The organism is Desulfuromonas carbonis (assembly GCF_054658035.1).
The window spans coordinates 613,136-629,484 of the sequence record NZ_BAAHXR010000002.1; the positions used below are offsets into that span (position 1 = coordinate 613,136).

General features: G+C 62.8%; 14 protein-coding genes. 2 read left to right on the forward strand and 12 right to left on the reverse strand.

Annotation, left to right across the window (positions count from 1 at the left end; translation table 11 throughout):
• Positions 1–17: 17 nt before the first annotated feature.
• From recJ to ACYQ8E_RS05225, 9 genes are all read right to left on the reverse strand, one after another.
• Positions 18–1,748: a single-stranded-DNA-specific exonuclease RecJ gene (gene recJ, locus ACYQ8E_RS05185; protein WP_459860331.1), complete on the reverse strand. Its 1,731-nt coding sequence runs from the start codon at positions 1,746–1,748 to the stop codon at positions 18–20.
• On the reverse strand, positions 1,736–2,605 hold the full coding sequence (locus ACYQ8E_RS05190; RefSeq protein ID WP_459860332.1) for a right-handed parallel beta-helix repeat-containing protein: 870 nt from the start codon (positions 2,603–2,605) through the stop codon (positions 1,736–1,738). The genes recJ and ACYQ8E_RS05190 overlap by 13 nt, the downstream gene beginning before the upstream one ends.
• Positions 2,606–2,659: 54 nt before the next feature.
• Positions 2,660–3,253: a tetratricopeptide repeat protein gene (locus ACYQ8E_RS05195; RefSeq protein WP_066727503.1), complete on the reverse strand. Its 594-nt coding sequence runs from the start codon at positions 3,251–3,253 to the stop codon at positions 2,660–2,662.
• A complete protein-coding gene (gene secF / locus ACYQ8E_RS05200) occupies positions 3,250–4,179 on the reverse strand; it encodes a protein translocase subunit SecF (protein ID WP_066727504.1) in 930 nt (309 codons plus the stop codon). Before secF ends, ACYQ8E_RS05195 begins: the two co-directional genes overlap by 4 nt.
• Before the next feature lie 10 nt (positions 4,180–4,189).
• Positions 4,190–5,788 (reverse strand): protein translocase subunit SecD, encoded by a 1,599-nt coding sequence (gene secD / locus ACYQ8E_RS05205; protein WP_459860334.1) that lies wholly within the window; start codon positions 5,786–5,788, stop codon positions 4,190–4,192.
• A gap of 75 nt (positions 5,789–5,863) precedes the next feature.
• Positions 5,864–6,202, reverse strand: coding sequence for a preprotein translocase subunit YajC (yajC, locus tag ACYQ8E_RS05210; protein ID WP_335339833.1), 339 nt, complete (start codon positions 6,200–6,202; stop codon positions 5,864–5,866).
• Between the two features lie 50 nt (positions 6,203–6,252).
• Positions 6,253–7,371, reverse strand: coding sequence for a tRNA guanosine(34) transglycosylase Tgt (gene tgt, locus ACYQ8E_RS05215; protein ID WP_066727506.1), 1,119 nt, complete (start codon positions 7,369–7,371; stop codon positions 6,253–6,255).
• Between the two features lie 18 nt (positions 7,372–7,389).
• Positions 7,390–8,421: a tRNA preQ1(34) S-adenosylmethionine ribosyltransferase-isomerase QueA gene (gene queA / locus ACYQ8E_RS05220; RefSeq protein WP_066727507.1), complete on the reverse strand. Its 1,032-nt coding sequence runs from the start codon at positions 8,419–8,421 to the stop codon at positions 7,390–7,392.
• 78 nt (positions 8,422–8,499) lie between these two features.
• Entirely contained in the window at positions 8,500–8,682 is a 183-nt protein-coding gene (locus ACYQ8E_RS05225; protein WP_066727508.1) for a DUF2065 domain-containing protein, read from the reverse strand.
• Positions 8,683–8,978: 296 nt separating this feature from the next.
• Here ACYQ8E_RS05225 and ACYQ8E_RS05230 point away from each other — a divergent pair, with 296 nt between their 5' ends.
• Positions 8,979–11,018 carry an HD domain-containing phosphohydrolase gene (locus tag ACYQ8E_RS05230; protein WP_231875321.1) on the forward strand — a complete coding sequence of 680 codons (2,040 nt, stop codon included), beginning with the start codon at positions 8,979–8,981 and terminating at the stop codon, positions 11,016–11,018.
• 13 nt (positions 11,019–11,031) lie between these two features.
• Positions 11,032–13,200, forward strand: coding sequence for a diguanylate cyclase (locus ACYQ8E_RS05235; protein WP_197463631.1), 2,169 nt, complete (start codon positions 11,032–11,034; stop codon positions 13,198–13,200).
• 31 nt (positions 13,201–13,231) lie between these two features.
• Here ACYQ8E_RS05235 and ACYQ8E_RS05240 read toward each other — a convergent pair whose 3' ends face one another.
• The 3 genes from ACYQ8E_RS05240 to argC form a co-directional block, all read right to left on the reverse strand.
• Positions 13,232–15,040 carry a YgiQ family radical SAM protein gene (locus tag ACYQ8E_RS05240; RefSeq protein WP_066727510.1) on the reverse strand — a complete coding sequence of 603 codons (1,809 nt, stop codon included), beginning with the start codon at positions 15,038–15,040 and terminating at the stop codon, positions 13,232–13,234.
• The gene (locus ACYQ8E_RS05245; RefSeq protein ID WP_066727511.1) at positions 15,037–15,231 is read right to left on the reverse strand and encodes a DUF6485 family protein; all 195 of its coding nucleotides are present in this window, start codon (positions 15,229–15,231) and stop codon (positions 15,037–15,039) included. Before ACYQ8E_RS05245 ends, ACYQ8E_RS05240 begins: the two co-directional genes overlap by 4 nt.
• Before the next feature lie 63 nt (positions 15,232–15,294).
• On the reverse strand, positions 15,295–16,332 hold the full coding sequence (gene argC / locus ACYQ8E_RS05250) for an N-acetyl-gamma-glutamyl-phosphate reductase (protein WP_066727512.1): 1,038 nt from the start codon (positions 16,330–16,332) through the stop codon (positions 15,295–15,297).
• Positions 16,333–16,349 lie beyond the last annotated feature (17 nt).

Here is a 16,349-nt window from a genome sequence, read left to right on the forward strand (position 1 = left end):
CACTCAGCACCCAGCACTCAATCCGTCCCCAGCGCCGGTCGCACATCCCGCACCCGCAATTGCAACTGTCTTCGCCCCTGCCACTCGTTGAATTCCGGATGGACCAGAAGGTCGACCGGGGCATCGAGCAGCTGCCGCTGTCCGGCCAGCCGCCAGGCCACGCAGGGGAGGCTATAGCCATCCTGCTGGGCAGTAAACCTGAGGTGCTCCTCGCCGAGCAGGCGAACCTGCCGGGCGGATATGTCGCGCAGGACGAAAGCCGGCTCCGCATTCCCCATCCCGAAGGGGGCGAGCCGCTCGAGGTCTTCGACGGCGGCGGCATCGAGCTCCGCGAGCAGAAGCTCCCCGTCGAAGAGAACCTCGGGAATCAGGTTTTCCGCAACCAGGCGTTGCCGCGCCTGCGCTTCGAAGGCGCGGCGGAAAAGCTCCAGAGAAGATCCCGCCAGGCTCAGACCGGCCGCGAACTCGTGCCCTCCGAACCCCTCCAGGTATTCCCGGCAGGCCGCCAGGGCCTGGTAGAGGTGAAAACCGCGGATCGAGCGCGCCGATCCCTTCCCCTGCTCCCCTTCCAGCGCGATCAGGACCGTCGGCCGGTGGTAGCGCTCGACCAGGCGGCTCGCGACGATGCCGATGACCCCCGGATGCCAGCGCTCGTCGGCCAGGACAATACTCTGGTCGGCCTGGTCCGCAACCGATTCGAGCGCGGCAATCGCCTGTAGCAGGGTCTCCTCCTCAAGACGCCTCCGTTCCTGGTTGAAACGATCGAGCTGGCTGGCCAGCGCCTTGGTCTCGCGCCCTTCCCGGTCGAGCAGGAGGTCGACGCCGCGGCCGGCATCCTCAAGGCGACCGGCGGCATTGAGGCGCGGGGCGAGCTGGAAGCCGACGCTGCCGGCCGTCACCCGGCGCACCCCGGCGACCTCGCGCAGGGCCCTGACCCCCGGGCGCCGATTCTGTTCGAGCAGGGGGAGCCCGGCCCTGACCAGGATGCGGTTGATCCCGGTCAGGGGGACGAGGTCGGCAATCGTCCCCAGAGCGACCAGATCGAGGCCATAGCGCAGGTCGGGTTCCGGGCGGATTGAAAAGTGACCCATTTCGCGCAGTGCCTGGCGCAGGGCGACCAGCAGGAAAAAGGCGACGCCGACGCCGGCGAGCTGTTGGCCGGGAAAGGTCTCACCGGGGAGCTGCGGATTGACGATGGCGTGGGCGACGGGGAGCGGGTCGGGAGGCTGGTGATGGTCGGTGATGATCAGGTCGAGGCCCAGCTCACGGGCGATCCGGGCTTCGGTAACGGCGGAGACGCCGCAGTCGACGGAGAGGACCACCGTTACCCCCTGGGCAGCCGCTTCCTTGAGGGCGGCAGCGGACAGGCCGTAGCCGTCGCGCAGACGCAGAGGGATGTGGGAGAGGACCTCGGCGCCGAAACTCCGCAGGTTCTCCACCAGCAGCGCGGTGCCGGTGATGCCGTCGACATCGTAGTCGCCATGGACCAGGATGCGCTCCCCGCCGCAGACGGCGCGAACCAGGCGCGCCACCGCCGTTGCCATCCCGCCGAGGGCGGTCGGGTCGGGGAGGTCACGCAGCCCGGCGGCGAGAAAGGCCCGGGCCGAATCGCCGTCGGTGAAACCGCGCCCGTGCAGAACCCGCGCAGTCAGGGGGCCAACACCGAGGTCGCGACAGAGGCGGGTGAGGGACGGAGCGTCCGCTTCCGTCCCGCGCTGGCGCCAGCGGCGCTCGGTTACCGGCTCCATGGCGGCCCCGCACCGGCAATCGGTGCAACGCGGTAGGGTTCGATCAGGACCCGACCGAGATAATCGACCCGGCTGTGGTCAAAAAATCCGCGGTGGATCATTTCGGGGTCACGACTCCCCCAGAAGTTCCCGCCCAGTTCGACATCTTCGGGGACGTCTTCGCCGAGGACAACGCTGAATTCATGGCTGGCGAGGATTTCGTTGCCGGTAATGAGATAGTCGCGCGGTTCGGCGGTAATGAAGATGCCGCGGACGTTTTCAACCAGGCGGTTGCCCCGAATGCGCGGAGCCCCGTAATGAAACCGGATCGCCGTGCCGTTGTTGCGTAGCAGGTTGTGCTCGATGCGGATGGCACTGCCGAAAAAGCGGATGCCGACCAGATTGCCGTCGAAGAGGGAATTTTCGACGAGGAGGGTCGACTCCTGGCTGTGCAGGGCACTGTCCGCCTGCCGAAAGATGCAGTTGCTAAAGCGACTGCCCGGACTTGCGCTGAGGTTGATCCCGCCCCAGCTTCCGGCGGGTGCGCCAGGATCGGCGGCGGCAAAAGTGATCGGTTTTTCCGGCAGGCCATCGGCCACCAGGGTGCCGCGGACAATCAGTTCACTGCCGGGGAAATTGGGGTGGTCCTGCAGCAGATCCTCACCGGGGCCGGGGGGGAGGAAGAGCACCCGGCTGCCGGGGGCGATCCGCAGCTGGCTGTCGGCAAGGAGGGTGACGTCACCGGAGAGATAGACCGTCCCCTGCCAGAAGAGGTCCCCGCTCAGCTCGCCACGCAGCACCCGCTGGGGCTGACATCCGGTGAGGAGGAGGGTGAGCAGAAGGAAAACAAGGAGAGCGGATTGGCGGCGCGGAATCATGGGACTCCAAAACGCTTCCGGCCGGCGCTCTGCGCCGGCCGGAAGGAGGGGGTTCTATTTCATCCCCTGGGTCGCCTCGGCCGGCAACTCCGGGTGCGCTTTCAGGAATTCGAGTTCGGCCCGGATCTTGTCGGCCCCCGGGCCGCTGGGGCTGATCGCGAGGTAGCGTTCCCAGGCTTTGCGGGCCTTTTCCAGGTCTTTCAGGTCGTAGCGGTAGACAATCCCGAGATTGAAAAGGCTCTGGGCATGGTCGGGCGCAATCTGGTTGGCCCGGTTGAAATTTTCGATGGCGCGGTCGTACCAGCCGAGTTGACGGAACATGACCCCCTGGTCGGTCAGGACATCGGGATCGTTGCCGTCAAGCTCGAGGGCCTTGCCATAGGCCTCGACCGCCTTCATCGGCTGCTGCGAATCGAAATAGTTGTGCCCGAGCTGCACCCAGGCGTTGCGGTTACCGGGATCCTGGGCGACGATCCCTTCCAGCATCGAGATCTGCTGCTGGTAGTTGACCGCCGGCACCGGTGCCGTCGGCGGTGCAGAGGAGGCTGTCGTGGAAGAGGGACCCTGAAGACGACTGGCGACCAGGACCCCGACGAGGATGCCGACGATCAGGGCCACTCCGGCAAAAAACCAGACTTCCTTTTTCATGCGCCCCTCCCGCTGCTGACCGGTTCAGCATTCCCCTTGCGCCGCTCCCAGAAGAGAATCACCGGGCTGGCGACGAAGATCGAGGAGTAGGTGCCGATGAGGATGCCGACGAGCATGGCGAAGGCAAAGCCATGGATAACCCCGCCGCCGAAGATGAAGAGGGCGAGAACCACCAGCAGGGTCGTCCCGGAGGTGAGAATCGTTCGCGACAGGGTCTCGTTGACACTGCGATTGATGATCGCAGCCAGCCCATCCTTGGAATGTTTCCCCATGTTCTCGCGGATCCGGTCGCAGACGATGATGGTGTCGTTGAGGGAATAACCGATGATGGCGAGGAAGGCAGCGATGATCGGCAGGTCGATTTCCATGTTGAAGAGGGAAAAGGCGCCGAGGGTGATCAGCACGTCGTGGAGGGTGGCGATAACCGCACCGAGGCCAAAACGGAATTCGAAGCGCCAGGTGATGTAGATCAGGATGCCGACAATGGCCCATACAACGGCCAGCAGCCCCTTCTGGCGGAGGTCCTTGCCAACCTGGGGCCCGACCATTTCAGCCCGCCGCAGATCGACCTTGCCGCTGCCGTAGGTCTGCTCGAGCATCGTTTGCACCTTCTGTGACAGGCCTTCGAGCTCGTCGCTGGTGTTCTGGGCCCGGATCAGGAATTCGTTCGGCTGGTCACCGAACTGCTGCACGCTGATCGAGCCGAGATCGAGCTCCTTGAGGGCGGCCTTGATGGCGCCGGCATCGGTCGGTTGTTCGAACTTGACCTGGACCAGAGTCCCCCCGGCGAAATCGATGCCGTAGTTGGGTCCCCCCTTGGCCACCAGCGAACCGATGCCGATCAGGATCAGCACCCAGGAGAAGATGACGGCCATTTTGCACTTGCCGACAAAGTCGATATTGATATCCGGTCTGACGATTTGCATGCCGGGCTCCTTAAATGCTCAACCGCTTGACCTGGCGCTGGTCAAGGAAGTAGTCGAAAATGACGCGGGAAACAAAGATGGCCGTGTAAAGGGAGGCGAGAATCCCCACCGAGAGTGTTACCGCAAACCCCTTGACCGGACCGGTCCCGAACTGGAACAGGATCAGAGCCGCCAGCAGGGTGGTGACGTTGGCGTCGATAATGGTGACAAAGGCCTTGGAAAAGCCGGCGTCGAGGGCCGCGCGCGCTGGTTTTCCGAGACGCAGTTCCTCGCGGATACGCTCGAAAATCAAAACGTTGGCATCGACCGCCATCCCCAGGGTAAGCACGATACCGGCGATACCGGGCATCGTCAGGGTCGCCTTGAAGAGGGAGAGAAGCGCCAGGATCAGCACGAAATTGAGGATCAGGGCGATATTGGCCACCACTCCGGAGAGCCGGTAGTAGATCAGCATGGTGATGATCACCAGGATCGCGCCGACGATCGCCGAGAGGGTCCCCTGTTCGATGGAATCGCGACCGAGGGACGGTCCGACGGTACGATTCTCGAGGATTTTCACCGGGGCCGGCAGGGAACCGGCACGCAGGACGATGGCGAGATCGGTCGCCTCCTGCTCGGTGAAGGAGCCGCTGATCTGGGCACTGCCGCCGGAGATCCGCTCCCGGATTACCGGGGCCGAGTAGACGGTATCATCGAGGACAATCGCCATCCGCTTGCCGACGTTGGCCGCGGTGATCTGGTCGAAACGCTTGGCCCCGACGCTGTTGAAATCGATGGCGACATAGGGTTCATTGAAGCGGGTATCGATGCGCACCTGGGCATCGGAGAGGAGGTCTCCGGTCAGGGCGGTCTTGTCATAAACCACCAGCGGGGTCTCGCTGACGGCCCCACTCCGCGGATCGACCCGGCGTTCGTAGAGGAGCTGCGAACCGGGCGGGAGGTTCCCCTTGACCGCGTCCTGGGGGTTGACCTCCTCGTTGACCATCTTGAACTCGAGGCGGGCAGTCTTGCCGAGCAGGCTGATGGCACGCTGGGGATCTTTCACCCCCGGCAGCTGGATCAGAATCCGGTTATCGCTCTGGCGCTGCAGGGTCGGTTCGCTGACCCCGAACTGGTCGACGCGGTTGCGCATGGTTTCCAGGGCCTGGCGCACGGCGTAGTCCTTGATGGAATCGATCTCCCCGGCGCTGAGGCGATAGTTCTTTTCGATGTATCCGCCACTGTCGGTCAGGGAGAGCGCCTCCAGGGAAGGAAAGCTCTCCTTCATCAGCGCATCGACCTGGCTGCCGGCCTCCTGATCATAGACAATGATCGTCAGGCGGTCGTCACCGGACCGAACAATCCGCTTGAAGACGATGTCCTTCTCGCGCAGCAGCCCGTCGGTCTGGTCGATGATACTGTCAAGACGGCTATCCACCGCCTTATCGACTTCGACGCCGAGGACCAGGTGCATGCCCCCCTGTAGGTCGAGACCGAGATGAATCGGATTAACCGCCCTGGTCCACCACTCGGGGAGGCTCTCCCGGGCGAAGGTCGGCGCCAACGCGATCACCGCAATGACCAGCGAGAGGAAAACCACGAATCCCCGCAACTTTAAGCTTTTGGACATGACAGCCTGTAACTCCTTTCGGATACCCGGATCGGGGCGACTAAAACGCCGCCCGCAGCCGAGACGATGGCGGATTTATTGTTGTTCGCGGCTGGTTCCAACAATGGAGCTGCGATTGATCTTGATCTTGACGCCGGTAGCAATCTCCAGCGTTACGATCGTCTCCTGAACGCTGACGATCTTGCCGTGAACTCCCCCGGCAGTGACGACCTGATCACCGGCGGCCAAACTTTCAACCAGGGCCTTGTGCTCCTTGGCCCGTTTCTGCTGGGGCCGGATCAGCAGAAAATAGAAGATGGCGAACATGATCACCAGCATGATGATCCCCTGGTAGGCGGGAGCGCCACCCTGCTGGCCCTGGGGATTGCCGGCCATGGCAAAGGCTTCGGACGCGGTAAAAAGATTCATGATCATAATATTTCCTCCTTGGGCAGTATGGGGTAATGAAGAACTGGACAGCCTGGTTAAGGTCCCGTCCGCCGGGAATAGAATTCGCGACGGAATGAATCGAATCGATCTTTTTCAATGGCTTCTCGCGCCTGCATCAACAACTGCTGATAGTAGTGCAGGTTGTGCCAGGTATTGAGAACCGAGGCGAGAATCTCGTTGCTCTGGTAGAGGTGCCGCAGGTAGGCCCGGCTGTAGTTGCGACAGACATAACAGCTGCACTCCGGGTCGACGGGATCGGCGTCGTCGGCAAAGCGGGCCTGCTTGATGCTGATGCGACCGAAACTGGTAAAGAGGACGCCGTTACGTGCGTTGCGGGTCGGCATCACGCAATCGAACATGTCGACGCCGCGGGCGATCCCTTCGATCAAATTTTCCGGGGTTCCGACCCCCATGACGTAACGCGGCTTCTCCCGTGGCAGGAGCGGCACCGCCTCTTCCATCATGGCGTACATCAAGTCGGCCTCTTCACCGACCGACAGCCCTCCCAAAGCATAGCCTTCAAAGCCGGTCTCGATCAACTCGGCGGCGCTCTCGGCTCGCAGTTCGGGAAACATCCCGCCCTGTACAATGCCGAACAGGGCGGCCCCGTCATCGGTGCGGCGCGCGTCACGGCACCGCCGGGCCCAGCGTCCGGAACGCCGGGTTGACTGGAGCACGTAGTCCCGGCTGGCGGGATAGGGAATGCACTCGTCAAAGGCCATGATGATATCGGCCCCGAGTGCCTCCTGAACGGCAATCGAAGACTCGGGCGTCAGGACCTGGGACGAGCCGTCGAGGTGCGACTGAAACCGCACCCCTTCCTCATCAATCTTGCGCAGGTCGCCGAGGCTGAAGACCTGAAATCCGCCGCTGTCGGTCAAAATCGGCCGGTTCCAGTTCATGAACCGGTGCAGACCGCCGAGGCGCGCCACCCGCTCGTGGCCGGGCCGCAGGAAAAGGTGGTAGGTATTGGCCAGAATGATCTGGGCACCGACCTCGACCAGCGATTCGGGCAGCATCCCCTTGACCGTCCCCTGGGTTCCGACCGGCATGAAGACCGGGGTCTCAACCACGCCGCGGCGGGTCAGAAGCCGGCCGCGACGGGCACGGGTTTGCGCATCCTCGTGTAAAAGAACAAAGCTGAAAGGGTCCAAAAGATCACCCGCAACCGGTCACAGGACCAGCATACAGTCGCCGTAGCTGAAAAAACGGTACCGGGCTGCCACCGCCTGGCGATAGGCTTCGAGGACAAATTCCCGGCCTGCCAGGGCCGCGACCAGCATCAGCAGGGTTGAACGGGGCAGATGGAAATTGGTCACCAGCCCCGAAACCACCCGGAAGCGGTAGCCGGGATAGATGAAAATATCGGTCTCGCCGGGGCCGGCCAGCAGCCGGTCGTCGCTGCCCGCCGCCGCTTCCAGAGCGCGGGCGCTGGTGGTGCCAAGAGCGATGACCCGACGCCCTTCACTGCGAGCACGGTTGACGGCGGCCGCCGTCACTTCCGGCACCAGGTAGGTTTCGTGGTGCATCCGGTGTTCACGGGGGTCTTCGACCCGAACCGGCAGAAAGGTTCCCAGCCCGACATGGAGGGTCAAAGCCTGGATTTCGACGCCGCGCTGGCGCAGTTCCTCAAGGATCACCGGCGTAAAGTGAAGACCGGCGGTCGGTGCGGCAAGGGCGCCGGCCTCCCGGGCGAATATGGTCTGGTAGCGTTCCCGGTCAAGGGTTCCGGCCGCCCGGCGGATATAGGGGGGCAACGGCATTTCGCCATGGGCTTCCAGCCAGGCCGAAAAATCACCTTCCCCCTCGAAGCGAACCCGCCGCAGGGTCGATTCGCCACCGGCGACAAAGACGGCCCGTCGCCCGTCTTTGAAGATGACCGCGCTGCCCAGCCGGGGCGGCTTGGAAGCGCGGGTCAGGCAATCCCAGGTCTCCTCGACGCCGGGGCATCTGCGCACCAGGAAGATTTCGATCCGGCCGCCACTCTCCTTGCGGCCGAGCAGACGAGCCGGGATCACCCGGGTATCGTTGGCGACCAGCAGATCTCCCGCGCGAAACGATTCGGTGATCGCGGTAAACGGTCGCTGGCTCACGGCCCCGGTCGCGCGCTCAAGGACCATGAGCCGCGAATCCTCGCGCCGTGCAGCCGGTTCCTGGGCAATCAGCTCACCGGGGAGGTCGAAGTCGAAATCATCTAGCCGCACAACACTCCCAAACGCTCAAAATTCAGCGCTTAAAGAAACCATAATGAGGGTGCAAAGTCAATGTTCTTTCGTGGCCCATCAGTGACCGATCCAGACCAGCAACAGACCGATGACCATGGCCAGAAGACCGCAGCCGCGCAGAAGCGGCTCCGGCAGACGGGCCAGGACGAGGAGCAGCTTCCTGACCCGCAGCGGCGACAGAAACCAGGGAACCCCTTCGAAGATAAAAACCAGCCCGACCACTACCAGCAACGACTTCACATTCCCTCCATCCCGCGTCCCTGAATCGTTTGGCAGGTTATTTGCAAAAATGGGACAGGGTTCAACGGGCGGAGCATACTAGAACCTTCCCGCATCAGTGTCAAGGAACGGGAGAGCCTCCGGCCGGCGCCCAACGAATGCGGAAAGGCTCACTCTCTTAAAGAAAAATCATTGTACTTCAACTTCCTTTCTCTGCTAGATTGGCCGCGCTGAAAACCCGGTTTTTTCGTCACTGCGGTGCGGGTTTTGCTGCCAAACCACGGACCGGAAGTTCGCTTTCCCCTTTCAGGAAACTGATGAACTCTTTAAAGATTAAAATTCTCGGCTTGACCACTGCCATCATGGTGATGGCGGTCGGCCTGACCGCCTGGCATAACCTCAAGACCCAACGGGCCATGCTGACCCGCTTTGCCGAGCAGACCAGCCGGGTTCTCGGTGAAACGATCCGCAACAGTATCATCACCCATATGGCCAATGGCCAGAACGCCGAGGTTGGCCACATCCTGGAGAAGATCAAGCGCGAGCCGGCCATCGAGTCGGTGCGGATTTTCGATGAATCGGGGCGCATCCTGATTTCGGGGATACAGGAAGAAATCGGCGACCTCGTCCCGTCGGCCGACCTGCTCGCCTATCGCTCACGCAAATTCTCCTTTGCGGAAATGACCGAAGGGCAGGAATTCCACAGCACCACCGTCCCCATTTACAATGCACCGCTCTGCTTTCGCTGCCATGATGAGGAGAGGAAAGTCCTTGGCATCCTCAACGTTCACCTCTCGCTGAACGTCCTCGACAGCCTGCAGCAAAAGGGGCGCGAAGCGACCCTGATCTCCTCCGCCGGTATGCTGGCGATTCTGGTCCTGACGATCTCGGTCTTCATCCTGGTCTATGTCGATCGTCCGATCCGTCGCCTGGTCAACGCCATGACCCAGGTGGAGAACGGCAACTTCGAAAAGGCCCACACCCAGGTTCGCAGTTCCGAGGAGATGGAACTGCTGACCAGCAAGTTCAACCTGATGGTGGACCGGCTCAAGGGATTGATCGACACCACCGTCCTGCACGAGCGGGAAATTGCCGTCAGTCAGGAAAAACTGACGCACCACGATGAAATCCGCAACATGAACATCACCCTTGAGGAGCGACTCAAGGAGATTGAATACCTGAACATTACCCTCGAGGAACGGATTGAAGAGATCGAGGAAGCCAACTACAAGATTGCCGACCTGGCGAGCGAACTCGAGGACAAGAACACGACCCTGGAGACTGCCGTGGCCCGGCTCTCGGCTCTCTACAGGATGGGTCTTGGCATCAACTCGACGATGGACATCGAACGCCTCTTCGCCCTGCTGGTAAACAAGACCCTGACCACCCTCAAGGCCCGCATCGGTTACATTCTTCTCCTCGACCGTGAGAGCTGGGTTTTGAACATCGCCAGCGCCGAAGGGCTGCCGGTTCATTTCGACCTGGGCAAGCGGATCCCCCTCAAGCCGGGGGGGTGTTCCCACTGGGTGATAAACAATCGCCAGCCGCTGCTGGTCCAGAATATCGGTGACAACTCCGAATTCAGCCGGGTCAGTCGCCTCGGCTTTACCCGGGAGTCGGTCATCTGTGCGCCCCTGGTGATCAAGGACGAGATCATCGGCACCATCACCATCGCCAACAAGCTCGACGAAACCGCTTTTACGCCCGACGATCTGGAGTTGCTGTCAACCATCGCCGCCCAGGCGAGCATCGCCATCAACAATGCCCGCCTCTACGAGGAGCAGCAGCAGACCTATCTCAATACGGTCCAGGCCCTGGTCTCCGCTATCGAGGCCAGCGACGCCTACACCCGGGGCCACTCCGAGCGGGTGACCCGCTACAGCCTCGCCCTGGCACGGCATATCGATGTCAACCCCGAGGCGATCCGTCGCCTCGAACAGGCGGGGATTCTGCACGACATCGGCAAAATCGGCATCGGCACCTATCTGCTGCACAAGGAGGGGAAACTTTCCGGCGAGGATATTGAAATCCTGCGCCAGCATCCGACCATCGGCGTGCGCATCCTCGAACCGATCCGGTTTTTGACGGGGGTTCGGGAAATTATCGAACAGCACCATGAACGGTTCGACGGCAAGGGTTATCCGCGCGGCCTGGCGGCGCGGGAGATATCCCTGGAGGCACGGATTCTGGCAGTCGCCGATACCTACGATGCCATGACCTCGGATCGGCCCTATCGCAAGGCGCTGAGCCATGAGACCGCGATCACCGAGATCCAGGCTTGTGCCGGAAGCCAGTTCGACCCCGAGGTGGCGGCAGCTTTTATCGATCTTTGTGAAAACATCGGTTTGACTGCCTGATGGGCAGGGCATGATGCAGACAACACCCACCTACCACGGCTGGTCGCTGCGGCGCCGGCTCCTCCTCCCCTTCTCACTCTTGCTGGTGCTGCTCGGAGCCGCGGCGACCATCGGCTCCGGCATGGTCATCATTGAAGCCCTTTCGCGGGACGCCGGCCAGCGGCTCCTCGCCATCCAGGAGATCGTCTTTCGGGAGATTACCGAACAGGAACTCCTCCTTGACACCTACGCCGATCTCCTCGCCTATACCCGCGCCGTCTCCCTCGAAAAAAAGATCGACCTTGCTGCCAGGGCGGTGCTGGAAAAGCATGTCGCCAGTGCCCTGAACGGCGCCAATATCCGGCTCGATTATTATCCGGTTACCATTATCGACATTCCGACCCAGCCACAACGGGACCTTTTCGATCAGGCTTTGCGCAGCGGCCGGCCGCGGTTCCGCTTCGTCTCTGCCCCCGGACAGGCCCCCGACCTGACCGTGGTTCACACCGTGACGAAGGAGGGCGCAGCGCAGGAGTTCCTCGCGTTGCGGACCCCTATCAGCCGCGCCTTCCTGCACCAGATGACCGGCCCTTTTACGATTCGCACCTACATTCTCTCCCGGGAAGGGAAACTCCTTTCCGCCAGCGACGAGGGGAGCGCCGCGCCGCTACTGCAGCCGGAGGAGCTGGCCCGGGTTCTGGACGGCGAACGCCTGTTCAAGACCGTCAATATGCCGTTGCCCCATCGGCAACTTTTCAGTGCCATCCCCCTGGGAACGACCGATCTTGTCCTGCTTGCCCTCGATACCCCGCTGACCGAGCTGGACGCCGTCATCGGAGCGATGACGACCCGCTCCGTATTAACCATCCTCGTGGTCCTGCTCTTTGGAGGCTACATCTTCTTCCGCCTGGTGAATCGCGTCATCATGAACCCCATCGACGACCTGCTGACTGCCACCGAGGCGATCGGCCATGGCAATCTCGATTACCGGATCCGTGAAATACCCGCCGGGGAAATGGGCACGCTCGCCCACTCGTTCAACGCCATGTTCGGTGAAATCGGCCAGCTCTACCAGGAACGGCTCGGCCATGAAAAATCTCTGACCCTGGCGCAGGAAGAGCTGCGCTACAAGGATATCCTCCAGGCCAAGAATGCCGAGATCGAAGCCTCCAACCGCGAACTGAAGACCCACCTGCACGAAATGGCGACCCTCTTCCAGCTGAACCAGGCGATGATCTCCACCCTCGACCTGAATCTCCTCTTCGACCGGATTCTCAAGTCGCTGCAGGATGTCATTGCCTGCAACGAGATGGTCCTTTTGCTCTACAACAGCGGGGCCGAGGAGCTGGAGGTCCGCGGGGTCCTCGGCCTCGATCCGGAGGCGCTGCAGGGGATCTCCTTCCGACTCGACGAAGGGATTACCGGTCAATGCGCCAGTTCCCTCGACGTCGTCTATATCCGTGACCTGATGAGCGACAGCCGCAACCTGAACTACAAGGGGAGAATCCTGCGCAAGGGCTCCATGCTTTCGGTCCCCATGGTCATCAAGGGGCGCCTCACCGGGGTTCTCAACCTGCACAAGGAGCAGACGGCCGCCTTCAGTGACTCGGATATCAAACTGGTCCAGGCCGTGGCCAACCAGGCAGCTATCGCCGTGGAAAACGCCCAGCTCTATGAGAAAACCCGCAACCTCTCCAACACTGATGAGCTGACTGGCCTGGCCAATCGCCGCTACTTCCAGGAAATCTCGGCGCGCGAGCTGTCGCAGGCGCAGCGGTTTCGTTCCCACTTCGCCATCATCATGGCCGATATCGACCATTTCAAGGCGTTCAACGATTGTCACGGTCACCTGCGCGGCGATGTGGTCCTGAAAAAGGTCGCCTCGATCATGCTGCAGAATACCCGCGGCATCGACCTGGTCGGTCGTTTCGGTGGCGAGGAGTTTGTCATCCTGCTCCCCAAAACCACCCGCGAGGGGGCGGCTGCCGCGGCCGAGAAGCTGCGTCAGTGGGTGGAACAGGAGACCTTCGCCGGCGCCCAGAAGAGTCAGCCCGGCGGCCGTCTGACCCTCTCCCTGGGGGTTGCCGAGTTCCCCACCGACAGCAAGGATCTCTACGAGCTCCTCGACCTGGCCGATCGCGCCCTTTACCGGGCCAAGGAAGCCGGGCGCAACCGGGTGGTGGCCTGGACTCCCGACGCCTGACCTTGCCGCCGAAAGATCCAGGGGCCGGCAGCTAACGCTGCCGGCCCCGATTTTTTCTGCCGCCCTTACCTCCACCGGCGCCGAGCAGTTCGCCGGCGACCGATTCCCTGCGGCACAATTTCAGCGCCTCGAGAATATCTCCCCGCACCTCGGGGCGATGCCAGAGCAGCAGAGCCTTCTGCAGCCGGCGTTCCCGCGGGGAGCGCGGCACATGAAGCGACTGGCCGGTAAAGGGATCGACGCCGCTGTAATAGATGCAGGTCGCCAGGGTCCCCGGCGTGGGCGTGAACTCCTGGACCTGCTCCACCCGCAATCCGTTGCGTTTCAGAAAGAGCGCGACCTCGACCATATCCTCCAACCGGCAACCGGGATGCCCGGCGATCAGGTAGGGGACCACCCCCTGGCGCTTGCCGTTGCGGGCCGACCGTTGCCGGTAGAATTCGAGAAAGGCGAGCAGCGCTTCGGGGCCGGGCTTGCGCATGACCGCGGTGATCTGGGGGACCGTCGACTCGGGTGCAATCTTGAGCAGACCGCCGACGTGGTGATCGAGCAGTTCGGCAAAATAATCGGCCTGGGTCTCGAGCAGGTCATAGCGAACCCCCGAGGCGACAAAGAGATGGCGGACATGGCTGATGCCGCGGATTTTCCGCAGCAGGGCAACAGCACTGCGCCCTTCGGCACGGAGGTGGGGACAGCGGCGGGGAAAAAGACAGCTCTCGCGACGGCAGTCCCTTCCGCCAGCGCCGGCCCCGCAAGCGGTGCCGTACATGTTGGCGGTGGGCCCGCCAAGATCGGTCACCGTGCCGCGGAAGTCAGGATGGGCGGCGAGTTGGTCGACCTCGGCATGAATCGACTCGATACTTCGGGACTGGATTGTCTTCCCCTGGTGGGCGGTAATCGCGCAGAAGGCGCAACCGCCATAACAACCGCGATGGGTCGTGATCGAAAAGCGGATCTGCTGGTAGGCGGGGATCTCCTCCCGGTAACCGGGATGGGGACGCCGGCTGAAGGGGAGCTGGTAGAGGCGGTCGAGTTCGGCACCGCTCAAGGGGCGGGCCGGCGGCTGGACCAGCACCTGGCGCCCTCCCTGGTCCTGGAGCAGCGGCCTGCCCTGCGGACGCTGTTCGGCCGCCGCCAGCCGGAACGCCTCGTTGTAGGTCGCGGGGTCGGCGCAGACCCGGTCGAAGCCCGGGAGGATTACCGCGTCCGGGACCGATCCCGGCGCAAAGGAGGCGGTCCCCGGGATATCGGTCATGGTGACCGGGGCTTCCCCGCTGGCAGCCCGGCGGGCAATGGTGGTCAGGGCGAGCTCCCCCATGCCGTAAACGAGCAGGTCGGCCTTGGCATCGACGAGGATGGAGCGCCGGACCCGGTCGCTCCAGAAATCGTAGTGGGCAAGGCGGCGCAGGCTCGCTTCGATGCCACCGATCACCACCGGCAGACCGCGGAAGGCCCCCTTGACCGCCGCCGTATAGGCAATCACCGCCCGGTCGGGACGGGCGGCGGCCTTGCCACCCGGGGTGTAGGCATCATCGTTGCGGACTTTTTTCGCCGCCGTGTAGCGGTTGACCATCGAATCCATCGCCCCGGAGGAGACCGCGGCGAAGAGGCGCGGCCGCCCCATCACCCGCAAGGACTCGGGGTTGCGCCAGTCAGGCTGGGCCAGGATCCCGACCCGGAACCCCTCGCTTTCGAGCAGCCGGGCCAGAAGCGGAACTCCAAAGGCCGGATGATCGACGTAGGCGTCACCGGAGATGAAAAGAATGTCGAGCTCATCCCAGCCGCGGGCGGCGAGTTCTTCCCGGTTGGTTGGCAGAGGGGCAAAGGTAACGGAAGTCAGCGGCAGCGATCCTTCAGAAAATGGTTCAGAGATCGATCGTAACTGCGTTCTCCGGCAGCAGAAAAGAAACAGCCGGGAATCTCGTTACGCTGCCGGTGAAAGAGGACGCACTGGCAGCAGTTGCCATGCTTGTCGCAGCCGGGGTAACTGCAGCTGCAATGGGTGGGGGATGATTTGGCCGTGCATTCCATGGTGAAAATCCGGCCGCAGGCCGGCCTCCTTGGTGGGCGGGTCCCCGCCGCTACTTCCCCTGGTCAGGGGAAGATTGGCAGGTTGCCGAGACCGGCGGTTTCGGCAAAACCGAGCATCAGGTTCATGTTCTGCACCGCCTGCCCCGCCGCCCCCTTGACGAGATTATCGATGGTCGCCACGACAATGACCCGCCCGGTACGGGCATCGCTGACCAGGCCGATATCGCAGAAATTGCTGCCACGGACAAAGGCGATATTCGGCAGGCTCCCCTGCGGGCAGACGCGGACAAAGGGTTCTGTACCGTAGCGTTCGGTGTAATATCCGAGCAACGTGGCGCTGTCGCTGGCGCCGTTCAGGGTTGCATAGCAGGTCGAGAGAATACCGCGATTGACTGGCAGCAGGTGGGGGGTGAAGTTGACGGTCACCGCCTCCCCGGCCAGCTGGGTCAGGGTCTGTTCGATCTCCGGCGTATGCCGGTGGGAGGCGACCCCATAGGCGGCAAACCCCTCGTTAACCTCGCAGAAAAGGCTGCCGACCTTGGCGCTGCGACCGGCGCCGCTGGTCCCCGATTTACTGTCGATGATCAGGGTGCGATGATCGATTAGCCCCCGCTCCAGAAGCGGTGCCAGGGCAAGGGCGACGCTGGTCGGATAGCAGCCGGGGTTGGCCACCAGCCGGGCCCTGCAAATCGCCGCCCGGTTCAACTCGGGCAGGCCGTAGACGGCCTCATCGAGCAGCTCCGGGCTGGTGTGCTCCTGGTACCAGTGCCGGTAGACGGCCACGTCATGCAGGCGGTAGTCGGCCGAGAGGTCGACGACCTTCTTGCCGGCGGCAAGCAGGTCGGGAACCACCTCCATGGCGGTCTGGTGCGGCAGGGCGGTGAAGATGAAATCGGCCTTGCCGGCCACCAGCTGCGGGTCGCCGGGATCGCAGCTGAGGGTCACCCGCTCCCGCAGGGAGGGAAAGAGCCGGGAGATATCCTCGCCGACATTCTGCCGCGAGGTGACGCAGCTGACCTCGACCTCGGGATGAACTGCCAGCAGCCGGAGCAATTCCACCCCGGTGTAGCCGCTGGCGCCAACGACGGCAACCTTGACCATAGCCTTATCCTTTGCCT